Raw genomic sequence first — 21,596 nt, 5'->3', positions numbered from 1 at the left:
TCTCAAAAGTGTAATGGTTATTGGCGGAGAGGGTGGGATTCGAACCCACGAGGAGCTTGCACCCCTGGCGGTTTTCAAGACCGCTCGTTTCAACCGCTCACGCACCTCTCCCAACAACCCAGCAAAGTATCAGATAGTATATTGCCTGTCCATGCTACCTTTGTTAGCATAATCATGGAAGGGAAGAGTGCAGTGAAGCCTAAAAAACATAGGCCTAAAAAGGGAACAGGCGCAGTTGATGAGCTTTCAGGTACCCTCCAGAGAGAGGGAAGTTGGCTTGCGTGGGAAGCGCCCGAATTTGTGTATTTTGAAAAGAGCTGGCTATGGGTTGTTGGTTTATTAGCGGTAGCCGCGTTTTTCATCATTGTTTTTTATTTTATGCGAGATTATTCGGCGATGCTGGTGGTTGCACTGGCCGCCGTAGTGTTTTATCAGCAATCACGTCAAAAACCGGTCATGGTACGTTATTCAATTGACGAACACGGCTTTAAGGCAGGTGAAAAATTTTATGATTGGGATCAACTTAAATCATTTTGGATTACAGCCAAAGCTGGCAATCCGCATCTTTATCTCGAAACAACCCTAAAATTTCTGCCGGTGCGCACCATTCATCTTGCCCACGTTGAACCAGTCGAACTACGCGCCCGACTACGCAACCATCTACCGGAGCAAATGACTCGAGGTGAAATTTTTACCGATCGCTTGATGCGCTGGCTGAAGTTCTAGTAACATAAAACCATGCCAACCTCATTAATCACCGGGGGTGCGGGTTTTTTGGGTTCAAACCTTGCGAGTGCGTTACTTGCCCGTGGAGAACGCGTAATTATTTTAGATAATTTCCGTGTCGGTTCACGTCAAAATCTCGCCTCGTTTGACGGCCAACCTTTAAGCATCGTTGAACACGATGTTCGGATACCTCTCACGATCGTAGAAGATATAGATTATATCTGGAATCTTGCCTGCATTGCGAGTCCGATTCACTACGTTAAACATCCAATTGAAACGATCGAAACCAATACTTTAGGCATTCCCAACGTTCTCAAATTTGCCCTCCAAAAAGACGCTAAATTGTTGCACACTTCGACATCAGAAATTTACGGCGAGCCGCTTGAACACCCTCAAAAAGAAACTTATTGGGGCAATGTAAATCCGCGGGGCGCGCACGCGCCGTACAAAGAAGGCAAACGAATTGGGGAGACGATTATCACAACTTATGCCCACGAATTTCCAGAGTTGGATGTGCGCATGGTGCGAATCTTTAACACTTACGGGCCAAAAATGGCGCTTCACGATGGTCGAATGATCGGTGAATTTGCGGTTCGAGCTCTTAAGGATGAACCTCTCGTTCTTGATGGCGATGGCAGTCAAACACGTTCAGCGTGCTACGTTGATGATTTGATTCGAGGATTATTGAGCATGCTCGATCAGGCTAAATTGACACGCAATGAAGTTGTTAATCTTGGCAATCCAGACGAGCATTCAGTGCGCGAATTTGCCGAAACAGTAATTAAACTTTCAGGCAGTCGGTCTCTAATCGAGAATGGCCCAGCGCGTCCCGACGATATTAAGCGCCGCAAACCGGATATTGCCAAAGTTCGAAAACTCCTCAACTGGCAACCAGAAGTGCAACTCGAAACAGGTCTGAAACAGACTCTCGAATGGGTGCGCGCCCAGCTCCAGCTGGAGCGCAAATGAAGCTTGCGGTTATTGGCACTGGCTACGTTGGCTTAGTCCAAGCCGTATGCCTGGCCGATTTGGGTAATGAGGTCATCGGCGTTGATATTGATCAAAAAAAAATCGATTCTTTAAACACAGGCAAAAGCCCGATTTACGAGCCAGGCATCGAAGAGATTTTAGCTCGCAATCTACGCGAAAAACGCCTTCATTTTACAAGCAATATCAAAACCGCAGTTGATGACGCCGAGATTATCTTTATTGCCGTTGGCACGCCCAGCGATGAACACGGCCGAGCCGATCTTCGCTTTGTTGAGGACGCGGCGCGAGCAATTGGCCAAGCATTAATACGCCCTGTCATTATTGTAAATAAAAGCACGGTGCCAATCGGCACAGGTGACCTTGTTGGACGGATAATTCGTGAGCAAACATCTATACATTTCACGGTCGTGAGTAATCCAGAATTCCTGCGTGAGGGTTCGGCGATCGCTGATTTTATGCATCCGGATCGAGTGGTGGTTGGCATTGAGAACGACAATGATCGAGTCCGACGTATCATGAAGAAACTCTACGTTCCTCTGAAGTCGACTATACTTATGACGGACGTGAAAACGGCCGAACTTATCAAATATGCCTCAAATTCAATGCTTGCAACCCAAATTAGCTTTATCAACTCAATTGCCCAACTTGCCGAGAGTGTCGGCGCCGATGTCACCAAAGTTGCCGAGGGCATGCGCCTTGATGCCCGGATTGGCAAGCGAGCCTTTTTAGATGCGGGTGTGGGCTACGGCGGCTCATGTTTTCCAAAAGATGTGCAAGCGCTGATCGCTATGGCGCACGACGCTGGAGTGCATGCGAGTATTTTAGAAGCTGTTGAGGATATTAATCGTTCCCAGCGTCAGCTTATCGTGCGTAAAATTCGCGCCCGCGTTAAAAAACTTAATGGCGCAGTCATTGCAGTTTGGGGGCTTGCATTTAAACCCAAAACCGACGACATGCGCGATGCGCCCGCAGTGGCGATTATCGAAGAACTTCAGCGCGTGGGCGCTGTGATTCGAGCCTATGATCCAGTTGCCAAACATCAAGCCGAACAAATCTTAAAGAACTTAACTTTTGGCAGAACCGCACTCGAAACTGCGCAGAAAGCCGACCTACTGGTGATCCTTACCGAATGGGACGAATTTCGTCAGCTTGATCTTGCAAAACTTCGCGCAACTCTTGCGCGCCCTTATATAGTCGACGGCCGTAATATGTATGACCCGAGTGAGATGGCGGAACAGGGTTTTGTTTATGATTCAATTGGCCGGCCGCAAATTGAACTCGCGAATACCGAAGGAGCGAAAAATGAAAGTTGAACAGCTAATCCGCAAAGAAAGTTTGCGCCAACAAGAAGATCTATGTTTAATTGCCAGCGAAAATCACATGTCAGAAGCGGTTTTGCGCGCTCTAGGCTCACCACTAGCCAATAAATATTCTGAAGGCTACCCGGGCAAACGCTACTATGCGGGCAATCGCATTGTTGACGAAATTGAACAAAGAGCAATTGATCTTGCCAAGAAACTTTACGGCGTTGAGCATGTAAATGTTCAGCCACTCTCGGGCGCGCCAGCAAACTTGGCGGTTTACTCGGCTCTACTTGCTCCGGGCGATACCGTTCTTGGCATGGATCTTTCGCATGGCGGCCACTTAACTCACGGCCACCCGGTCACTCTACCGGCTAGACTTTACACGTTCGTACGCTATAAGACGACTCTCGAAGGAAAGATCAACTACGCCGAGATGGAAAAGCTTGCGCGCAAACATAAACCAAAATTAATTTTGGTTGGCTACTCATCTTATTCGCGCGATATTGACTACGAACGTGTAAAGTCTATCGCTGATCAAGTTGGCGCCCTCACGCTGGCGGATGTCTCGCATATTTCAGGTCTAATCGTAACTGGCTTGCTGAATAACCCAGGGTCGGTTTTTGACATAATTACCACAACTACTCATAAAACTCTGCGCGGCCCGCGCGGCGGTCTGATTCTGTGTAAAAAAACATTCTCAAAACAAATTGACAAGGCGGTTTTCCCCGGGCTCCAAGGTGGTCCGCATCAAAATCAAATTGCGGCGCTGGCGATCGCCTTGGAAGAAGCAAGTCGGCCATCTTTTAAAACTTATGCCAAACAAATTTTGACTAACACTCAAATTTTGGCAAAGGCATTAGTTGAGCGAAATTATGAATTGTGTTTCGGCGGCACTGAAAATCATCTCGTTTTAGTTGACTTGAGAAATAAAAAAATAAGCGGCCGCGAAGCGCAAATTAGCCTCGAGAAGGCAGGTCTGATCGCCAATATGAATATCATTCCGGATGATCCGGCGCCAGCTACTCATCCTTCAGGTCTTCGACTTGGCACTCCGGCTTTAACGACGCGCGGCTTCAAAGAAAAACAAATTTTTGAGATCGTAGAATTAATCGATAAAGTGCTCTCTAACTCTCAAAATAATATCGTTATCCGCCAAGTGCAAAACCAAGTTCGTGCCCTCGCAAAAACTTTCCCCGCTCCCGGCGAGCTGAAATAAACGAGCAATAGAATGACCACTATGGACGGTCGCGCTGTCGCGACAGAACTTAAGCAAGAGTTGATTGAACGTGTGCGAGCGCTTGCCAAGCGAGGTGTTAAACCTCATCTGGCGATCCTCAAAGTTAATCCCGATGAACGGACAGAAAAATACGTCCGCGCCAAGAGCGAACTCGGGAGAGCAATCGGCGTTCGGGTAAGTGTCTATGAATTCGAAACTTCCACTCGACCACAAACATTATACGATCAGATTCACAAGACGCTGGTTGATCTAAATCAGGATCAGTTAGTGCATGGTATTATTCTCCAACTTCCATTGTCAGCCGACTTAGATACCGATCAACTTCTCAATACAATTAAGCCGGAAAAGGACGTAGACGGGCTAACAGCGACTAACGAAGCGGCCTTAGAAACTGGGCGTGAACTCTTCCCGCCAGCCACTCCGCTTGGAATTTTGCGTCTGCTTGCATATTATAAGGTTCCGATCAGTGGCAAAAAATTTACCATTATCGGCCAAGGACGCTTAGTCGGCCGACCGCTTGCCTGGATGCTGGCTTCTCGCGGCGCTCAAGTTCAAACTGGCGATCGGACAACTCGCGACCTCACTAAACTCACTCAAGACGCCGATGTAATCGTGAGTGCGGCTGGTACGGCCAACCTGATCACCGCCGACATGATCAAACCGAACACAGTGCTTATTGACGTCGGACTTGCGAAGCAGGATGCTACACTTGTTGGCGATATTGATGAAGCGGCAAAAGCAAAGTCCCGACTTGCAACCCCTGTTCCCGGCGGCGTCGGTCCGATGACAGTTGTTTCCTTGCTCTCAAATGTCATTCTAGCCGCCGAATATCAGCAACTTAAATTAAGTCAATAGATGTGCAGGAGGGTAAATGTCTGGGGAGGAAGTCGCAACAGTTACACTTGGGCACAGCCTCAATTTTGTCCAAGAGCAAACATCTGATTTAGACACGGCGCGACTGGTAATTTTAATACCCGCTTACAATGAAGCGGCGGCGCTTGGCAACGTGCTTAATTCTTTACCGAAGACCCTATCCAACATTGACGCAATTCAGCCCCTGGTTATCGATGATGGCTCTGGCGATGAAACGAGTCTAATTGCCACGGCGCACGGCGCTTGGGTTGCAAAACATCGCTTGAATAGCGGGGTAGGTCTGGCGACCCGAACCGGTTTTAAACTTGCTCAAATACTTCATGCGACCTATTTAGTGACCCTCGATGCCGACGGCCAGCACGACCCGAACGAGCTCCACAATCTTTTATCGCCTTTAATCAGAGATGAAGCCGACATCGTTCTCGGCACTCGCAAAAAAGATCGTGAAAACATGCCGCGCTTAAAACAAATCTTGAACGATGCCGGCAGTTGGCTATTGCGGGCGGTCTGTGGAATTACCGCAACCGACTCTCAATCAGGCTACCGGGCATACACTCTTCGTGCCCTCGAGCGTTTACAACTTTCAACCAGCGGGTATGAAATTTGTACCGAGATTTTAATCGCGGCCAAGCGGGCAAAATTGCGCATCCGTGAAGTCCCAATCCGAGCAATCTACACTGAATACTCCAAAAAGAAAGGCCAATCGACCTTAAATGGAATCAACATTTTGCTCCGTTTACTTGGAAAAACCTTATCGGGATAAGAACTCATGATCGCCTCTGCCATTGTCGGTTTTTTAGCCGCGCTTGTGATTGCTAAATCCTATGATGAATTTCGTCATGGTCGCGAGCCCTTTGTGGTTTTTCTATTTTGGCTTTTCACCTGGATCGGCGTCGCCTGGGCGGCAATCTTTCCAGCTTCACTTGACATAGTCCGCGAAAAAATTTTCGGTCCGAGCACGGGGCAAGGCACTATCCTTGGGATCGGTTTGGTATTCCTACTCTTCCTCTCATATCGGTTTTATCTCAAGGCTGATCGAATTGAGCGTCGCGTTGATCACCTCATCTCCGATTTGGCAATTCAAGAATTCTCAACACGCCAGAAACGCGAAGAGTAGTTAGCCTAGCGTCTGCTGAACTTCAGGCTGGCGAAAAGATTCAAGTTGGTTCAGGGCTTGAGCGGTTTGAGCATGTGCGAGCTCAAGCTCAACACGCATGATATCTGATCGAACCATCATCTCAACCAGTTCCGAAAAGGAGACCTTCGGTTCCCATTTAAGCACTTTACGTGCCTTACTAGCGTCGCCGCGCAAAAGTTGCACCTCTGCCGGCCGTAAAAATCTTTTGTCGATAGCAACATATTTTTTCCAATCTTTTATTCCGATAACGCGAAAAGCTTGTTCAACAAACTCCGCAACAGAATGCGTCTCACTCGTGGCAATTACATAGTCATCTGGTTTTTCAGCCTGAAGCATCGCATGCATGGCGCGCACATAGTCGCCAGCAAACCCCCAATCACGCTTAGCATCCAGATTGCCGAGACGAACCTCTTGGGCAAGACCGTGATGAATACGCGCCACGGCATCGGTAATCTTACGTGTCACAAATTGGAGACCTCGACGTGGTGATTCATGATTAAATAAGATGCCGCAACATGCGAACAAATTATATGATTCGCGATAATTAACTGTTATGTAATGACCAAATACTTTAGCAACGGCGTAAGGGCTTCTCGGCCAAAACCGAGTAGTCTCAACTTGCGGGGCAGAAACAACCTTACCGAACATCTCGCTCGACGAGGCTTGGTAAAACTTAATCTTTGGACTCACTTCTCGAATTGCTTCGAGCATACGCAGTACGCCGAGACCCGTGAATTCAGCAGTTAGCACAGGTTGCTCCCAAGAAAGATGAACAAACGATTGAGCGGCTAGATTATAGACTTCATCAGGATTCGCCAAGCGTATCGCCGCGATCAAAGAAGTTTTATCGAGAAGATCGCCTCCGAGGAGTGTCACTTTGTTTTTAAGATGAGCAATGTTTGTATGATTGGTTGTCGAGAGCGCCCTGACCAAGCCATAAACCTCATAACCCAATTCAAGCAAGTGTTCAGCTAAATAAGAACCGTCTTGGCCAGTAATACCAGTGATAAGCGCCCGTCGTTTTTGCCCACGTTTTTCTGCTTCTGACATAGTTCTCCTTTTGCATTTGAGTGAAGCGTACTTAAGTAAGTAGGCAATAGGCAATAGTCTCCAAGATTGCTGGCTCTTCACACATCCCTAATCACCACTTACTATTTACCCATGAAGATTCTCTTTGTGTTGGAACATTTTTACCCGTTCGTCGGCGGCGTGACTGTGCTTTTCGAAGAGCTGGCGACACGACTCGTTAAAAATCATACTCTTATGGCGATCGCCACTCGTCTGCCAAATAACGCACTCATCGAGAACTGGCGCGGAATAACAATTCGGCGCGTCGCTACACCACCATTTTCACGCCGCTACTGGTTTACTTGTCTCGCGCTACCAACTATTTTTAAGCACGCGCGGAGCGCTGATCTTATTCATACGACTACCTACAATGCCGCCCTGCCCGCATTTTTAGCAGGAAAATTGCTTCGAAAACCGGTGGTCGTTACGGTGCATGAAGTCTGGGGACGACGCTGGTTCCACTACGACCTTACCTTCCCGCTCGCGCTGATCTATTTTCTCATTGAACAACTCATTCTGCGTCTCCCTTTCGACCAATTCATTGCCGTCTCACAGGCAACCTCAAGAGACCTGATCGCCCTGCGCGGCGCCAAAAAAAAAGTTCGCATCATCCACAACGGCATCGATGAAAAACTCTTTGCCCCAACTCGCTATCATCACGAACATGAAAAAAATAGGCTAGGTTATGCGCGAAAGTTTCTTTTTCTGTACTTTGGTCGACCAGGCATCTCTAAAGGTGTTAGCTTGCTCATCGACGCGATGCAGACCCAACCAGTCAAGGCGCACTTACTCTTGATCTTGGGTCAAGATCCCAAAGCTGGTTACCGCGCCATCGAGCAACAGATTCAACGCCTAGGACTGCAAACAAAAATTACCTTACGCCCACCACTGCCTCGAGCGCGCTTGCCTAGGATTCTAGCGAGCGCCGACTGTGTAGTTGTGCCCTCGCTTGCCGAGGGCTTCGGCTTCAGTGCGGCTGAAGCCTGCGCCATGGACCGACCAATCATTGCGAGTCGCGCTGGCTCCTTGCCAGAAGTTGTATCGGGCAAGGTAATCTTTTTCGAAACTGGCAACAGTCAAGCCCTCGCACGCGCCCTCAAATTAGCGCAACGAAATAAATTTGATAAGATTAAAAGAAGAAGTTTTTCCTGGGATGCGTCTGTTGCCAGTCATCTCATGCTCTATAGCGAACTCATTGCATAATTCTTTTAGGAATAAACGAAAATGCACTCACACTCCCTCATATGAAAATCCTTGAACTTGTCCACCGCTTCCCACCCTCGATTGGCGGATCGCAAAGCACCGCCGCTCACATTGCCTGGACGCTCGGCGAGCTTGGTCATGAAGTGACCGTTGTCACCACGACCTCGCTGAATCAATTTGATGTTTTTGGTTGGACCGCCCGAGGCTGGATACGTCGCTCAACGTATCCAGCTCAACTCGAGAACGAGGAGCGCTCCAAGGTTCGGGTCTTACGTTTCCCGCCCCGCTTTCAATTTTATACCGGCATGTGGACGCCAGCCCTCTATGCCTGGGTGCGCAAGCATAAGGAAGATTTCGATCTCATTCATGCGCACGGCTATACTTTTTTTGAGCCGCTTTATCCGCTTTTGCCCCAGCGCGCTCGGCGCCCTAAACTTGTTCTCTCGGGTTATGATTTAACCCAGCCTCATCAATCATTAGCGGCCCGACTAGCCTTAAACTTGCACGATCGCACTCTGGGTAGGCATATGCTGAATTCTTATGATGCGCTCATCGCTCTGACTGATGCGAATGTTGAGGAATATCTAGCTTTAGGCGCCAAACGCGAAAAAATTCACGTCATTCCGGTCGGCGTCGATTCAGCTCAATTCGCAGGCAATTCGGCCGCCCGGCGCGCGGATCAGCTTGAACTTTTGTTTATTGGGCGATTAGTTGAGTATAAGGGCGCGCAGTATGCAATTCAGGCCCTGAAAAAGATTCTCAAAAAACGTCCCAAAGCTCGACTAACAATCGTGGGTGAAGATCAAGGTTATCAATCAACTTTGGAAGTGCAGGTTTCAAAAGAAAAACTTGGCCAGGCCGTCACCTTTGCCGGCAAAGTTAGCGATGAAATGCTTGTCAAATACTGTCAGAGCGCTCATTTTCTAGTCTTTCCCTCTCTTAATGAGGGTTTTGGAATCGTAGTTTTGCAGGCGATTGCAGGTGGCTGTTATCCGATTCTTGCTGACCGAAAATCTTTGCGTTATGTTTTGCGCGATATAGGTGGTCACCCGATCAATATGGATCAACCCGAACAAATTGGCGCGTCCATTGCCCAAGCTATCCTCACATTATCCGAAAAACAACGCGTTCAAGAGGTGAGAAAGATGCAAAAACTTGTTCGCGAACACTACGCCTGGCAACCAATTGCCCAACTACTGCTCCGCGTCGCCGACTTGCTATAATCTAGCTCAATGATAAGAGCGCTTCGTAAAATAAGCGTTGAGTGGTTGTTATTTGGCTTGAGTCTAATTCTGGCCGGGTTGATTCTAACGCCCACTTTCAGTAAGCCAACGCCGCCCGGCGCCGATGCCAATACCTACATCATCGATGCCGTTGAAGCTGTCCGCGCCCATCGGCTCTTGCCGACTCACGAAGGAATTGCGCCCTATGGTCGCGTGCCGTATGAAAGCCCCTTGCCGGTCGCGCTTTTAAGTGGACTCTGGTATCTCACTGGTGGGCAACTCGACTTTGATTACCCGCTCTTTTCATTGCTCGAACTCGGAATTTTGGTTGCGATTGCGACTGTTTTAGGGTTACTCGCAAAACGTCTTGATGGCTTGATCGCCGCTATCCCAATTCTCCTTGCAACTTCATTTGGCATGCTTTTTTTGATTAACAGCGCAACTCTGGCTAATTTTCTCGCTTTTCTAATTGTTGGCTGTGTAGCGCTTTTTCTGACACGCAAAAGACGCTTAAGTGCCGTCTTGCTGATCTATCTTTTAACTGGCATCTTACTGTATCTCACTCATAAATCGCTCTCATTTATGCTTTTTGTACCGGTTGCCGTCATCACGTTCTTCATGTTCGCCTGGCCGGAGAGGAAAACGCTCTTGCATAAGATCCGCAGAAAATGGTGGCTGATCTTTGTGTTCGTTGTGGCAAACGGAGTGGCGCTTTGGCGTTGGCCGGAATTGATCCGAGCGCCTTGGCAGACAATTGAGTATATTGTGAGTGTCCCAACCTATTGGGAGCCTGGGCCGTTTCGCGAATTCATCACTCTGCCTGGTTACGTCGTCGCTCTTGGTCTACCCCTTTCACTCCTTGCTCTCTTTGGCCTCGGCGTTGTGATTAAAAAAAACAATCAAATGCGACGTCAAGCACTGATCTTTTCAGTCACCTGGGTGCTAGTGAGCTTCGCCCTATCATTTTTACCGCGGGTCGGTTTTTATTTTTACCCGAGTCGCTTTCTTTATGAATCGATCCCTTTTTTGGCGGTCGCTGGCGCGATCGGGCTGAATGCTTTATTAAAAATAAAAGCGCGCCCGTTGGCCTTAACGCTTGTGACGGCAATTTTGATTTTCCCAATTCCATACGCTCAAGAAATGAATGCTCGGATTGCCACCGGCTCTAACTATATGACCTTGGAACATTTGAAATCTGTCTCTGACTTGCAGGCAATTATTCAGCAAGATGAGCATATCATTAGCAATGTTTCCCTCGTTTCCACCTACTTTTTATCGGCTCTGCAAAGACCAATGACGCAACGAGCAATCTTCACTGGCGAGTCATTCTTTACCACCGGTTATGGTTATCCCATTGAATATGCTCTTCTCCTCAAACCCGACTGGAAGGCCTCAACAAGCGACCTCGATTGCGTTGGCAATGTCCTCAAGACTCTCGCTGGCGTCGAGTTGATCTACATCGATGGTGTCAGCCAACTTTATCGCTTAAATGACCAAGCGGTTCTTACAACTTCTAATTCGGTTTTTGCCGAATGTATTAATCTTACACCGCCCTTGCTCGAAGCCACAGCTTATCATGCCGAGCTTGTGCAACAATCAGCTCGCGAAGTCAATGTAACGCCTGGCACGACGCTTGCTTTTGAAGTCACTCTTAAAAACACTGGGAGCACGTATTGGGATGATGATCTAGTGCATTTGGCCACGAATCTGCCTCAAGATCGCATACCGGCTTTGAATAAATTCTCAAGATCAGCGATTGAAACCAGCGGCTGGTTGAGCTCAAATCGAATCCGCTTACAAGAACGTCGTGTTGAGCCGGGCAAGGTTGGAACTTTTCGTTTTACCTACTCTGTCCCCTCCGATGCGCCCTTTGGAATCTACGAAGAAAATTTCCGACCGGTTGCCGATGGCATTACCTTTATGGAAGAATTGGAAGTCGGGTGGCTGATTAGCGTTGTGCCGCCCGATACCCTGCCAATGTCTTGATAGCAGTCTGTTTCCAAGTATAGTTTAACTTGATTCGCTCTTGAAGCCGAGATGAAATGGGAGCGGCTAGGGCTTGTAAAACTGCGTTTTTGATTGATCCAGGATCGTTCGGCTGACAATAAAATGCTTCTTTACCGAAATATTCCCGCGGGCCGCCTGTAGAGGTCGTCACAATGCGACAACCGGCCAGCGCCGCTTCGAGCGAGGCAAGTCCGGGCGTTTCATACCATGAAGGCAGAGCGTGGACACGGGCTCGCTGGTAGACAAGTGGCAAAGCTTCTTGAGGTAGATGATCGATAAAATACGTTTGATTGTGCTGGCGCGCCAATTTTTCGCAGACGCGGGTGTAACTTGGGCTCACGGTTCGATTACCCACCAAAACGAGAGGAACCTGGATACCCGAAAGCGCCTGAATTAAAAGATGCTGATTTTTTCGGAGCTCCAGACGACCGACGCAGAGAATATAGTTTTTTATTTTTTTCAAGAGAGAGGGAAGTGAAACCATCTTTTTTACTTTTAAGAGTGGATCGATGCCATTCGGCACAACTCGCCAAGGAGTTTTAACCTTTAACCGTGACTCGATCATCTCGCCTTCCGCGCTTGAATTTGGCAGGACAAGATCAGCCTGCGACAAAAAGTGAGTGAGGCGATGTTCGATAAATGGGTTCCAAGCGTAGGTATAAGTTAAATAACGCAAGCCCATCTCAAGACTGGCAGAAACCCAGTTGGTGGGTCGGAGTGTTATCAAGGTACGGGTAAAATCTTTATAAGCACGAAAATACTCGCCCATTGGCCAAAAGATTGAGGAAACGACCACTGGCACGCCAGCGATTTTTGCCTGCTTGAGAATTCGCGCGGAGACCAAGAGCGGATTAAAAACATGCACCACATCAATTCCGTCCAAAGCTGGCGGCTCTCCGAGCGAGAGTTGAGCCTCAATACCTAATTTTTTCAAGGCGACTTGAGTAGCAAGAATTTGCACGCGATCACCGCCAGCGTAGGTGTTTAAGTTTTTTCGACACTGAAAAAGAACTTTCATCTGATTCTTTTCCTCCAGCCACTGATATAGCCGCTAATAATGGCGACGAGAATCAGAATTCGAGTAATCGCCACCCGCCACCAATCCGCCAAATGGAGCCTGGGGTGATCCAGATAGACCGCGAAAAGATAAATGAGCCAAAGCAATCCCAACCCAAACCAAGCGAACTGCAAGCCCAGTAAGCCTAGAGTAATCAATCCCAAGGATAAAATGATAAGCAAAGAAGCGATAGTAAATTGAAGTGTCCAGACGCCGGACTCGCCATCGCCCACCGCGTAACGTCGCAGAACCCGATACATTGCAGTTGGCGTCGCGGGCGGTTCCCAATAAACGTAGGCAAAGGGTGTGAAGACAGAATGGCCACCGAGGCGCTGGAGTTCCAGGGCAAAGGGGGTGTCTTCATTGTGATTCAAGCGTGGGTCGAATTTGCCCGCCAGCGCCCAAGCCGTTTTTGTAAATGCTTCTGAACGCGTCGAAGGTAAAAAGTTGACTGGATTGACTCGACCAAGCGGCGGCACCAGAAAGATACCAATAACTTTCTGCCAAGGCGTGTGCGCCAATACTTGATACCAGCCCTTCACCCAAACTGTCGCCTGATTTTCCTCGAATGGCTGAATGATTTCTTCGAGCCACTCTGGGGCGAGAGTGCAACCAACGTCGGTCGCGGCAATAATTGGATAGCGGGCAAGCGCGATCGCGCGATTCCGACCAACTGATCGATTTCCGGGCACGATCTCAAGACGAATTTTGAGATTTTTTTCTCGCTTTTTGCGTTTTAGAATGCGCTCAACAGTGTCATCGGTTGAGCCGCCATCAACTAAAACAACTTCATCGGGTCGACGAGTTTGGGCGGCAATCGAATCGATAAACGCTTCGATACTGTGAGCCTCATTCCAAAAAGTTGCGATTAAGGAAACTTGTTGGGTTTTTACTTGCGAGGTTGTGGCAAGGTGGCGCAAAGCCGATTCGACGCGCGGCGTTCGAACTGATACCTCTTGATACAGCGTACGAAATAAACGCGCCGAACGACGCCAGGAGAACCTTGAATCTCTAACTGGAGCGCTCTCTGCGGGATTCGCGAGAGTCGTTTCAAGCGCGGCGGCAAGTGAGGCGGGCGTGACGGGCAATGATATGAGCGGCGCTTTTGAGCCAAGAAGTTCGCGAAAACATGGTAGATCAGTTGCAACAAGCGGCTTGCCAGCGGCGTAAGCACGCAGTACCGGCAAACCAAAACCTTCGGCCGCCGACGGATAAATAATCGCGATCGCCTTTTTAATGAGACGATTAAGCGTGCGGTCATCGACGTAGCCCGGACAAATAATTCTCCTCGCCAAAGACGAGCGCGCCAAACGAGATGCGACTTCAGTTTCGAAATAATGATTCTTCTGCCCCGCTAAAATAAGTGAAAGACTGGGCTGATTGCGAGCAATACTTTCAAAAGCTTCGATGAGCTCTAGAATCTGCTTGCGTCGGTCGAAGCCGCCAAAAAAGAGTAGGTATGGACCCAAGGGCAGATGAAAATTATTTTTTGGTCCGAGCGCGGGATAAGTTTGAGTCGGCAAACCATTGTAGACGACCGAAAGTTTCTCAAGCGTTATGGCCGGAAATTGAGCAACCAATTCAGCCCGAGTCGCACGTGAAACCGTGGTGATGCGTACAGCGCGCCGTACGCTTTGCGCGATAAGCGGGCGAGTTACAAAACGAGCGTATAGCCGGTCGATCAGCGAGCCTGATGTTGCGCGACGGAGCGGAATTAAATCATGAACAGTCAGCACCGATGGCGTTGATCCAAAGAGCGGCGCGCCCTGATTGCCAGTTGCATGATAAACCTGAACGGGGTAAGCACGGAGTAAACGAGGCAAAGTGAATAGCTCCCACCACCAGCGAAAAGGCGCGGGCCTAATGATCCACCGCACCGATCGACCCAGCCAGCGTCGATAAACTGGAAGCGGCGGCTGATCTGTAAAGATAATAATTCGATCCCGACGGCGTATAAGTTCAAGAATAATTTCAGCCGCTAGCTGGCCCAGACCGGTGAGTGGCTCAGTGAACGCTCGACCATCAAGACCGATCGTCAGGCGTTTCGCAATGATTGTACTTCGTTTCATCTTGTACTACCTTACATGTGACGTGGCGAGCGTAACGAAGCAACCCCATAGTCGTAAAGAGCCCCGCGCGTAAATAACGGTGTGCCAATATGTCAGCAACGCAAGCCATCATTAACGAAATTGAACCTCTCTGCTATTTGGTAGAACGCAAAATTGTCGGTCAGGCTAACCTCGCCTTAGCTCGATCCTGGGCGCATTCAAGCGCAATTCGCCACGCTAAAAGCATCGATGCGATTGAGCATTTTGCCCGAATCAGATCCAAGGACAAGCTCCGAATTCTGAACGCCTCCGGACTTGCTTGCGGTCACCAAGATTTCGCAATTGCCAGTTATCTAGCTAAGCGTTATCCGATCGATTGGACTGTTTTTGAATCTCCGACCAGCCCATATCTTGAAAATAAAACTCTCAAAAAAATGCTCGCCGAGTATGAAATTAAGCTCGAACTGTCTGATTTCACCGAGGATGAAAAGCTGTATGGCGACAAAATCTATGATGTGATTCTGTTTACAGAAATTGCCGAACATCTCGATCACACCACCCTCTTGCGTTCTCTTGAAGCGATCCGCGATCGATTAGCGCCTAACGGGATTATAATTCTCACGACTCCCAATTTAGCCAGTCTTGGCTCACGTTTGAGCTTGCTTCGCGGCAATGGCGATTTGGGTTATTGGGGTGACGGTCGGGCAAATCGCGAGGATGGGCTCTGGGGTCACATCGTTTATTATGATATTCGCCGACTCAAACGCCTCCTGGCCGATTCAGGCTTGACTACACTCGAAGCAATGACCTTTTGGTACCGCCCCGATCGATCACCGATTGGCAGACTGCTTTATCTAGCTTCTCAACTCATGCCCTCTGGCCGCCAAACGATTTTTCTCGTCGCCGAGCGCGGCGAACACACTCCAATTCCAGCCGCTATTTAACAAGCACCAGATCAACTTGATTGCAAATGCACCGAGCACATACGCACCTCTTTACTCATCACTCTTTGCTCTTTACCCTTAATTTATGGCAAATCAGTACCAACAGGCTGACGTTGTTGAAGTTTGGGACGCTGTCTCCCAAGACTATGATCCCAAAAGTTATAGCGGCGTTGATAACGAAGCCAACGTCGAGACCGTCAAGGCGCTATATCCAGATTGGTCGGGTCGAACAGTCCTTGAAGTTGGCGCTGGTTCTGGTTTAAGCTCGCTCGAACTCGCTCGCGCCGGCGCTCAAGTTTCACTCCTCGACCTCTCGCCAAAAGCCCTCAAGTTCGCAAGTCAGGCTTTTGCCAAAGCGAATCTACCCGTAACCCTTATCGAGGATGATGCTCTGGCGCTCAAACACTCTCTTGGCGCTTACGACTTAGTTTGGAATGGCGGCGTCATTGAACACTTTGTCGATGAAGGCAAGCTCGCGCTCATGAAGATGATGTATAGAGCTACCAAGCCAGGCGGCGTAACGTTTATTCTCGTGCCAAATCCACTCGATCTGCCCTATACAATCGCCAAAGCGCTCCTAATTATCACTCGCCGCTGGGTCTACGGCTATGAAGATGATATCCACCCAGCCCGTGCCCGGCGCCTCGTTCAAATCGCCCAAATCCCACAGGCTAAAGTTTGGTCATACAACCCAGTTGTCGGCTGGTGGTTCCTACCGCTCGGCAAGCGACTCATGAACCTGTTTGGGCGCAATACGCTTAAACACCACCTGGCGCGCTCTTTATTCGGGCATCTGACTGTCATTGAGATTTGGAAACCCAAGCATTAGATGTGTTTACTAATAATCAAGCGGGATCTTTTTGGCAATTTCGTTCCAGTCAAAGGCCTCAATTGTTTGATCCCAGCCTGCCTGCCACCGCGTGCGGCGAGTAGTTTTCAAGGCGGCTAACCAGGCGGCAACCGACCGGCGTTTAGGAAATACAACGTGAGGAAATCTTAAACGTTGCAACTCGGTTAGACGTTCGGCGATTAAGAGCTTGCGGGCCGCGCCATATTCGATCACTTTGATTGGAAGCGCATTATCCGTAAACGGCATCCGAATAAATGGCAGAATGCCAATGTCAGTCAACCGGAAATAGGTTGCGACTTCGCTAGGTAAAACTGGCCCTATAAATTTCATGTTCTTTGGCGCAGTCGCTTTGTGCTTGTCGACTTCTGATCCACCACCGACAACGAGAAAAATCCAATTTTTAGGCACCTTTCGGGCGAGATCAAGAACAAAATCGATCCCAGACCAAGAAGCATGGTTGCCGATGTATCCAATCACAGTTTTATTTGTGACTCCAAGTTTGCGCCGAAGGGCCGAAATTTTTGTATCAGAAACTGTGCGAAATTTATCAACCGTGGTGCCATTCGGCACATAGCGAATCGTTTGGTAGCCAACCTGCTTAAGTTTAGACATGAGGCCGAGTGAGATCGTCCAAATCTCATCAGCCGACTTAAGTTCGCGCCCCACAAATTGACGAACTGATCGATCGAACCAACCTTCACGCGGTGAGCCGTCGAAATCATCCACCAGGTCGTAGATTAGGCGATAGTAACGGCTTGGAGTAACCGAAAACGAAAAGTAAGACGCATTTATTACGAACTTTGGCTGAATAAGCTGAATCACGCGGCTTACTTGCCAGCGGGCGAAAAACCGGATCAGCCAAATCGACCACGGCGCAACGGGTAAAAAGAGATAGGGAACAATAACATCGTAATCTTTGAGGTCGTTTTGCACGACTGAAATCGGCCGTGCCAGATTACTAAAAAAAAACTTGACCTTCTCGCCGAGCGTCTTGGGTTGACCAGAGTTGATTTTGAGCGTATAGGCCGTGACACCCTGCTTCCGACCCAAGGCGTCAGCCAGCACATCGCCCCGAACAACGACAAACGGATCGGTTCCGTGCGGAATCATGAGGATGCATTGCAGAGAATTACAAGACGAGCCCATTAGTAGATCTCATTGATGAGCGGCGCGGGAGATCCTGTCAAGCATTGAGCGGAGCGGGCAAACATCGACACCCAGGTGTAAAGGATAGGAGAGCGACCCAAAAAGCGACCTTGAGTATAGCGAAGCCCACCCTGAGCGGCTTGCATTCGATCAAGATAAGCCAATGCTCGCTTAATATTGGCTCCGTACGCGGGACGTCCGGTGATTAAATCGAGCGAGCGCCAAATTCTGATCGCTTGAGATGTAGCATCAGCCGCTGTTTGACCAGATCGTTCATATTGGTAGATGCCCCCCGTCCAGGCTTGAGCGCTACTCAAGTAATCGCCAGCGGCACACGCCCATTTGAGATACTCTTTGCTCCCAGTTGATAAGTAACCATACAGACAACCTTCGGTGGCGTAGCAGTGAGCATGGGAAAAAACAAAACTACCGTTCTTATGCACCAGAAAACTGCCGTCTGGCCGTTGAAAGCTGGGCGCGGTCGCCAATAGCCGTTCAGCCAGTGTACGATATTTGCCTCGACCAGTGGCCCGTGCAAGCTTTAAGAGCGCGATCGAATCCTTAATATGAATACAGCTCTCGTCGGTGGCAAAATCAGTGCCCGAATGCGTCACTCGCCCTGTCTGAAGATCACGATACGCCCGCACAGTCCCATCAGTGCGAATCATCGATTTAATCAACGGCCTGGAAATCAATAGAGCCAATGCCCGATAACGTGTTAGTTTGGTAACAGTGAAAAGATCCAAGAGTCCACTAATAATAATTGCGTTATCAAAGGTGAATACTCGGCGATCTAGCTTGCTACTCTTTGGATCAAGGGTGTAGGGGAGTCCCCAACGGGTAAGATTTGCGGTCAAAAATTGAACGGCCTGCTTGGCCCGATGTAAAAAAATCTCCTCACGGGTTGCCTGGTATTCATTCACTAAATAAGTGAGGAGATACCCGGTCGTTTCAAAATAAACGAACTCGTAGTTGCCGGTGCGCACGTCTTCGCCTTCAAGTAATCCCCCAGCGTAATGGCCGTCCGTCAACTGGCAATCGAGTAGCCACTTCGTGATCTTTTGGCAATTCATAAGTCTGTTATTCTTTAATAGATGTATTCTTTACTCGTTTTTGTGAATGCCACAAAAGATCATACGACAAAAGAGGTAACAGGCGAGTTAGTCGAGCGGTCAAGGTCCGAGTAAAACGGCGAGGAAACGAAACTTCGGTTGGGCCAACTTGTTTTGCAAGCATATCTTTCAATCCACTTGCGGTAAACCATGTCTCTTGAATCGGCGCGTCAAGTGAGTACATCCAGCGCCCTCTGCGTTCTCCCCACCATTTATAAAGGGCGGCTGGATACGGCCACTCGGGGTGAAGCCCAGCCCTATTTTTGTCGATCACCACCAAACTGCCGCCAGGCCGCAAGACGCGACCTAATTCTTTGAGCGCGCGCTCAAGTTCCGGCACATGTTCTAAAACCTCAATGCAAATCACCGCGTCAAACGACTCATCTTCAAAGGGCAAGGCGGTGACTGATCCTTCAAGAAATCTAGCCCTCAATCCGCGCGCTCGCGCCGCCGCAAGCAGAGCCGGACTCAAGTCGATTCCTATCGCTTTCGCTCCTTCCGCCTCAAGGCGAGCGACGAACTTCCCCTTAGCGCAACCGGCATCGAGCACAGTCTGACCGCTGATTGGAGCGAGTACTTTAACAACTGCCAGCCACTGCCAATCATCTAGCGCGAGATCTTCCGGAAACATCTCCGCATTACCTGCTAGATCATCGAAACGGCCAGCGACGTAGGCTTCAAGCCGCGAGAGCTTCGGATGGGGCATGGGGAGATTGCGAGGCTAGTAAATCGCGCAGATAGTCTTTGAGCGCGTCTCGCCAGGAACGCATGATATCGATCCTCTGATCTTTAAGGGCCTGATTTTCTAAAACAGAATAGGTGGGACGCTTGACAGCGAGAGTGGCTAGATCAGTTTGGTTACGCCTCAACTCAATTGACATTGACGCCTCGACAAAAATAGCTTCGGCAAACTCGTACCAGCTACAACTCCCGGCCGAGGTTGCGTGGTAGAGACCCGGTTGGCCATCCTCAAGGATGCGCTTAATTTGATTTGCCAGGTCGCGGGTGGAGGTTGGCGTTATAAACTGGTCGTCCACTACCGAGACCATTCCCTTTTCACGAGCCAATTTGAGCATCGTCAAAACAAAATTTGTGCCTTTAACACGCGAAGGCGTGGCACCATAGAGACCGCAAGTGCGGACGACATAAGCTTTGTCGTTGTAATGAAGGGCAAATTGTTCGCCGGCTAATTTGCTCACGGCATAAACACTCTCTGGATTCGGTTTGTCAGTTTCAAGATAAGGTTTTTGCTTAGCGCCATCGAAGACATAATCAGTGCTCACATAAAGAAACTTGGCGCCAATTTCAGCGCACGCGCGCGCTCCATATAAAGCGCCAAGCGCATTGACGGCGAAAGCTTGAGCGGGGTTGCGTTCACACTCATCTAGTTGGTGATAAGCCGCGGTATTAATTACCGCTTGGGGATTCGCTTTTTTAAGATAGGCTTGCACCCTCGATTCATCACCAACTTCTAACTCGGCATGCGTCACGGCTAAAGCTTCGTTGCCATAGGCAAGTACTAAATCGGAGCCAAGCGCGCCGTTCGCTCCTATAATCATGGTCGGGCGAGCCTTCATTTGGTGACTGGCTCTTTAATTGCTAGTTTTGCGCCAAGAGTAGCCTTGTCTGCCTCGGGTAAGTCATAGACACTGCCGATTTTTTTGAGCAATCGTTCAGTTTCATCGAGGAATGTCATCCACTTGATGTTGTAGTAAATCGGGTTTTCAAAGTCAGTCTTTTTTTCTTCACGGATTTTTTCAATCATGTAGAGCACCGAGTCTTTAACGGAAACCTTGGGCCGGAAACCGAGGAGTCGCTCGGTCTTCGTCGTGGAAACTCGGTAGGAACGGGTGTTGTAGTTGGTGTAGTCCACGTCGATATCAATATGGGCCTCGTCTTTGAGCGCTTCACGGACCCAATGGGCAAGCTCAAGAACGCGATAGTTCTTGTAACTCAAATTGAAAATCTGCCCACCGATTTTATCGACTGGCACTGTTAGCGCGGTTAGATAGGCAAGCCCAATGTCGGTGACGTCGATCAGTGGCCGCCACATTTCGCCACCGGCGTTAACCGTCAGTCGACCTTTGGTCAGCGCGTCTCTAACGAATGTATTGACCACCAGGTCGTAGCGCATCCGAGGGCTATAGCCATAGACTGTCCCTTGGCGAAAAATAACTGGTTTAAAATGCTCGTCAGCCATTTTAAGAAGAATCTGCTCGGCCTGGTACTTCGAGACCGAGTAGGCGGCGCGAGGTTTGAGCACAGCCGTTTCATCTTGCAGAATATCCTCGGCATTAAAACCTTTGTCGTAAATCGAACATGACGAGGCAAAGATGAATCGCTTAATGCCCATGCTTTTAGCGAGTTTGGCCAGACGTTCGGTCGCGACCGTGTTCATTTCGTGGTTCGCCTGCGGGTTGTATTCTGCCGTCGGGTCGTTGGAAAGTCCGGCGGCATGAATAATCGCGGTTACTCCTTCAAGAACAGAGGGGTCAATCGTTCGAATATCGCCCTGGACGAGCTCAATCTTGTCACGCACCCCTTTGAGCGGCGCCTCGGTAAAGAAAAGTTTGTCAAAAATCCGAACTGCCTCGCCTCGCTCTAAGAGTTGGTGGACAACGACTGCGCCAATGTAGCCAGCTCCACCTGTGACCAGGATCATGTTCCCTC

General features: G+C 49.1%; 20 protein-coding genes and 1 tRNA gene. 12 read left to right on the top strand and 9 right to left on the bottom strand.

Translation table 11 applies throughout. The annotated features are described in order from the left end of the window. Positions 1 to 21 precede the first annotated feature (21 nt). Positions 22 to 111: transfer RNA gene (locus HYW32_00350), tRNA-Ser, on the bottom strand. 81 nt (positions 112 to 192) lie between these two features. On the opposite strand from HYW32_00350, the gene HYW32_00345 reads away from it, so the two are divergent. From HYW32_00345 to HYW32_00315, 7 genes are read left to right on the top strand one after another with little or no spacing between them, the layout of a single operon-like run. Then, positions 193 to 726, top strand: coding sequence for a hypothetical protein (locus HYW32_00345; protein MBI2589474.1), 534 nt, complete (start codon positions 193 to 195; stop codon positions 724 to 726). Between the two features lie 12 nt (positions 727 to 738). Then, complete coding sequence (locus HYW32_00340; GenBank protein MBI2589473.1) at positions 739 to 1,695, top strand: GDP-mannose 4,6-dehydratase; 957 nt, start codon at positions 739 to 741, stop codon at positions 1,693 to 1,695. Next, a complete protein-coding gene (locus HYW32_00335) occupies positions 1,692 to 3,029 on the top strand; it encodes a UDP-glucose/GDP-mannose dehydrogenase family protein (GenBank protein MBI2589472.1) in 1,338 nt (445 codons plus the stop codon). Before HYW32_00340 ends, HYW32_00335 begins: the two co-directional genes overlap by 4 nt. After that, positions 3,019 to 4,236: a serine hydroxymethyltransferase gene (locus HYW32_00330; GenBank protein ID MBI2589471.1), complete on the top strand. Its 1,218-nt coding sequence runs from the start codon at positions 3,019 to 3,021 to the stop codon at positions 4,234 to 4,236. The genes HYW32_00335 and HYW32_00330 overlap by 11 nt, the downstream gene beginning before the upstream one ends. Before the next feature lie 12 nt (positions 4,237 to 4,248). After that, positions 4,249 to 5,112 (top strand): bifunctional 5,10-methylenetetrahydrofolate dehydrogenase/5,10-methenyltetrahydrofolate cyclohydrolase, encoded by an 864-nt coding sequence (locus tag HYW32_00325; GenBank protein ID MBI2589470.1) that lies wholly within the window; start codon positions 4,249 to 4,251, stop codon positions 5,110 to 5,112. Positions 5,113 to 5,128: 16 nt separating this feature from the next. After that, on the top strand, positions 5,129 to 5,893 hold the full coding sequence (locus HYW32_00320) for a glycosyltransferase family 2 protein (GenBank protein ID MBI2589469.1): 765 nt from the start codon (positions 5,129 to 5,131) through the stop codon (positions 5,891 to 5,893). Between the two features lie 6 nt (positions 5,894 to 5,899). Next, positions 5,900 to 6,247 carry a DUF2304 domain-containing protein gene (locus tag HYW32_00315; GenBank protein ID MBI2589468.1) on the top strand — a complete coding sequence of 116 codons (348 nt, stop codon included), beginning with the start codon at positions 5,900 to 5,902 and terminating at the stop codon, positions 6,245 to 6,247. Here the strand turns inward: HYW32_00315 and gmd are convergent, their stop codons facing one another. Next, positions 6,248 to 7,318: a GDP-mannose 4,6-dehydratase gene (gene gmd / locus HYW32_00310; protein ID MBI2589467.1), complete on the bottom strand. Its 1,071-nt coding sequence runs from the start codon at positions 7,316 to 7,318 to the stop codon at positions 6,248 to 6,250. 111 nt (positions 7,319 to 7,429) lie between these two features. Between gmd and HYW32_00305 the strand changes: the two genes are divergently transcribed. Genes HYW32_00305 through HYW32_00295 form a run of 3 tightly spaced genes read left to right on the top strand, consistent with a single transcriptional unit; the run spans position 7,430 to position 11,748 of the window. After that, positions 7,430 to 8,539, top strand: a complete 1,110-nt coding sequence (locus HYW32_00305) for a glycosyltransferase family 4 protein (GenBank protein MBI2589466.1) — start codon at positions 7,430 to 7,432, stop codon at positions 8,537 to 8,539. A gap of 41 nt (positions 8,540 to 8,580) precedes the next feature. Beyond that, a complete protein-coding gene (locus HYW32_00300) occupies positions 8,581 to 9,762 on the top strand; it encodes a glycosyltransferase family 4 protein (GenBank protein MBI2589465.1) in 1,182 nt (393 codons plus the stop codon). 9 nt (positions 9,763 to 9,771) lie between these two features. Further along, positions 9,772 to 11,748 (top strand): hypothetical protein, encoded by a 1,977-nt coding sequence (locus tag HYW32_00295; GenBank protein MBI2589464.1) that lies wholly within the window; start codon positions 9,772 to 9,774, stop codon positions 11,746 to 11,748. Here the strand turns inward: HYW32_00295 and HYW32_00290 are convergent. Further along, complete coding sequence (locus tag HYW32_00290; protein ID MBI2589463.1) at positions 11,711 to 12,787, bottom strand: glycosyltransferase family 4 protein; 1,077 nt, start codon at positions 12,785 to 12,787, stop codon at positions 11,711 to 11,713. The two genes, HYW32_00295 and HYW32_00290, sit on opposite strands and share 38 nt — an antisense overlap. Further along, positions 12,784 to 14,895: a glycosyltransferase gene (locus HYW32_00285; protein ID MBI2589462.1), complete on the bottom strand. Its 2,112-nt coding sequence runs from the start codon at positions 14,893 to 14,895 to the stop codon at positions 12,784 to 12,786. The genes HYW32_00290 and HYW32_00285 overlap by 4 nt, the downstream gene beginning before the upstream one ends. Before the next feature lie 89 nt (positions 14,896 to 14,984). On the opposite strand from HYW32_00285, the gene HYW32_00280 reads away from it, so the two are divergent. Together HYW32_00280 and HYW32_00275 are read left to right on the top strand one after the other, a co-directional pair. Beyond that, positions 14,985 to 15,818 carry a methyltransferase domain-containing protein gene (locus HYW32_00280; GenBank protein MBI2589461.1) on the top strand — a complete coding sequence of 278 codons (834 nt, stop codon included), beginning with the start codon at positions 14,985 to 14,987 and terminating at the stop codon, positions 15,816 to 15,818. Between the two features lie 85 nt (positions 15,819 to 15,903). Next, positions 15,904 to 16,647 (top strand): class I SAM-dependent methyltransferase, encoded by a 744-nt coding sequence (locus HYW32_00275; protein ID MBI2589460.1) that lies wholly within the window; start codon positions 15,904 to 15,906, stop codon positions 16,645 to 16,647. Between the two features lie 9 nt (positions 16,648 to 16,656). On the opposite strand, the gene HYW32_00270 is transcribed toward HYW32_00275, so the two are convergent. The 5 genes from HYW32_00270 to HYW32_00250 are packed head-to-tail and all read right to left on the bottom strand — an operon-like array spanning position 16,657 to position 21,588. Further along, on the bottom strand, positions 16,657 to 17,778 hold the full coding sequence (locus tag HYW32_00270; protein ID MBI2589459.1) for a glycosyltransferase: 1,122 nt from the start codon (positions 17,776 to 17,778) through the stop codon (positions 16,657 to 16,659). A 35-nt stretch (positions 17,779 to 17,813) separates the two neighbouring features. Beyond that, on the bottom strand, positions 17,814 to 18,887 hold the full coding sequence (locus tag HYW32_00265) for a hypothetical protein (protein ID MBI2589458.1): 1,074 nt from the start codon (positions 18,885 to 18,887) through the stop codon (positions 17,814 to 17,816). Positions 18,888 to 18,894: 7 nt separating this feature from the next. After that, on the bottom strand, positions 18,895 to 19,632 hold the full coding sequence (locus tag HYW32_00260) for a methyltransferase domain-containing protein (GenBank protein MBI2589457.1): 738 nt from the start codon (positions 19,630 to 19,632) through the stop codon (positions 18,895 to 18,897). After that, positions 19,604 to 20,503: a dTDP-4-dehydrorhamnose reductase gene (gene rfbD / locus HYW32_00255; GenBank protein ID MBI2589456.1), complete on the bottom strand. Its 900-nt coding sequence runs from the start codon at positions 20,501 to 20,503 to the stop codon at positions 19,604 to 19,606. Before rfbD ends, HYW32_00260 begins: the two co-directional genes overlap by 29 nt. Continuing rightward, positions 20,500 to 21,588, bottom strand: a complete 1,089-nt coding sequence (locus HYW32_00250; GenBank protein MBI2589455.1) for an SDR family oxidoreductase — start codon at positions 21,586 to 21,588, stop codon at positions 20,500 to 20,502. The genes rfbD and HYW32_00250 overlap by 4 nt, the downstream gene beginning before the upstream one ends. Positions 21,589 to 21,596: the final 8 nt, after the last annotated feature.

This window comes from Candidatus Berkelbacteria bacterium (assembly GCA_016187225.1).
Taxonomy (GTDB): Bacteria; Patescibacteriota; UBA1384; order JACPKC01; family JACPKC01; genus JACPKC01.
Note: the sequence above shows the minus strand (reverse complement) of the source record. Positions and strands in the feature narration are given on the sequence as shown.

Coding starts and splice junctions, on each gene's coding strand:
- HYW32_00285 (MBI2589462.1), bottom strand. CDS start 14,895: ATGAAACGAAGTACAATCATTGCGAAACGCCTGACGATCGGTCTTGAT.
- HYW32_00325 (MBI2589470.1), top strand. CDS start 4,249: ATGACCACTATGGACGGTCGCGCTGTCGCGACAGAACTTAAGCAAGAG.
- gmd (MBI2589467.1), bottom strand. CDS start 7,318: ATGTCAGAAGCAGAAAAACGTGGGCAAAAACGACGGGCGCTTATCACT.
- HYW32_00265 (MBI2589458.1), bottom strand. CDS start 18,887: ATGAATTGCCAAAAGATCACGAAGTGGCTACTCGATTGCCAGTTGACG.
- HYW32_00335 (MBI2589472.1), top strand. CDS start 1,692: ATGAAGCTTGCGGTTATTGGCACTGGCTACGTTGGCTTAGTCCAAGCC.
- HYW32_00275 (MBI2589460.1), top strand. CDS start 15,904: ATGGCAAATCAGTACCAACAGGCTGACGTTGTTGAAGTTTGGGACGCT.
- rfbD (MBI2589456.1), bottom strand. CDS start 20,503: ATGAAGGCTCGCCCGACCATGATTATAGGAGCGAACGGCGCGCTTGGC.
- HYW32_00340 (MBI2589473.1), top strand. CDS start 739: ATGCCAACCTCATTAATCACCGGGGGTGCGGGTTTTTTGGGTTCAAAC.
- HYW32_00250 (MBI2589455.1), bottom strand. CDS start 21,588: ATGATCCTGGTCACAGGTGGAGCTGGCTACATTGGCGCAGTCGTTGTC.
- HYW32_00260 (MBI2589457.1), bottom strand. CDS start 19,632: ATGCCCCATCCGAAGCTCTCGCGGCTTGAAGCCTACGTCGCTGGCCGT.
- HYW32_00280 (MBI2589461.1), top strand. CDS start 14,985: ATGTCAGCAACGCAAGCCATCATTAACGAAATTGAACCTCTCTGCTAT.
- HYW32_00290 (MBI2589463.1), bottom strand. CDS start 12,787: ATGAAAGTTCTTTTTCAGTGTCGAAAAAACTTAAACACCTACGCTGGC.
- HYW32_00315 (MBI2589468.1), top strand. CDS start 5,900: ATGATCGCCTCTGCCATTGTCGGTTTTTTAGCCGCGCTTGTGATTGCT.
- HYW32_00320 (MBI2589469.1), top strand. CDS start 5,129: ATGTCTGGGGAGGAAGTCGCAACAGTTACACTTGGGCACAGCCTCAAT.
- HYW32_00300 (MBI2589465.1), top strand. CDS start 8,581: ATGAAAATCCTTGAACTTGTCCACCGCTTCCCACCCTCGATTGGCGGA.
- HYW32_00270 (MBI2589459.1), bottom strand. CDS start 17,778: ATGATTCCGCACGGAACCGATCCGTTTGTCGTTGTTCGGGGCGATGTG.
- HYW32_00330 (MBI2589471.1), top strand. CDS start 3,019: ATGAAAGTTGAACAGCTAATCCGCAAAGAAAGTTTGCGCCAACAAGAA.
- HYW32_00305 (MBI2589466.1), top strand. CDS start 7,430: ATGAAGATTCTCTTTGTGTTGGAACATTTTTACCCGTTCGTCGGCGGC.
- HYW32_00295 (MBI2589464.1), top strand. CDS start 9,772: ATGATAAGAGCGCTTCGTAAAATAAGCGTTGAGTGGTTGTTATTTGGC.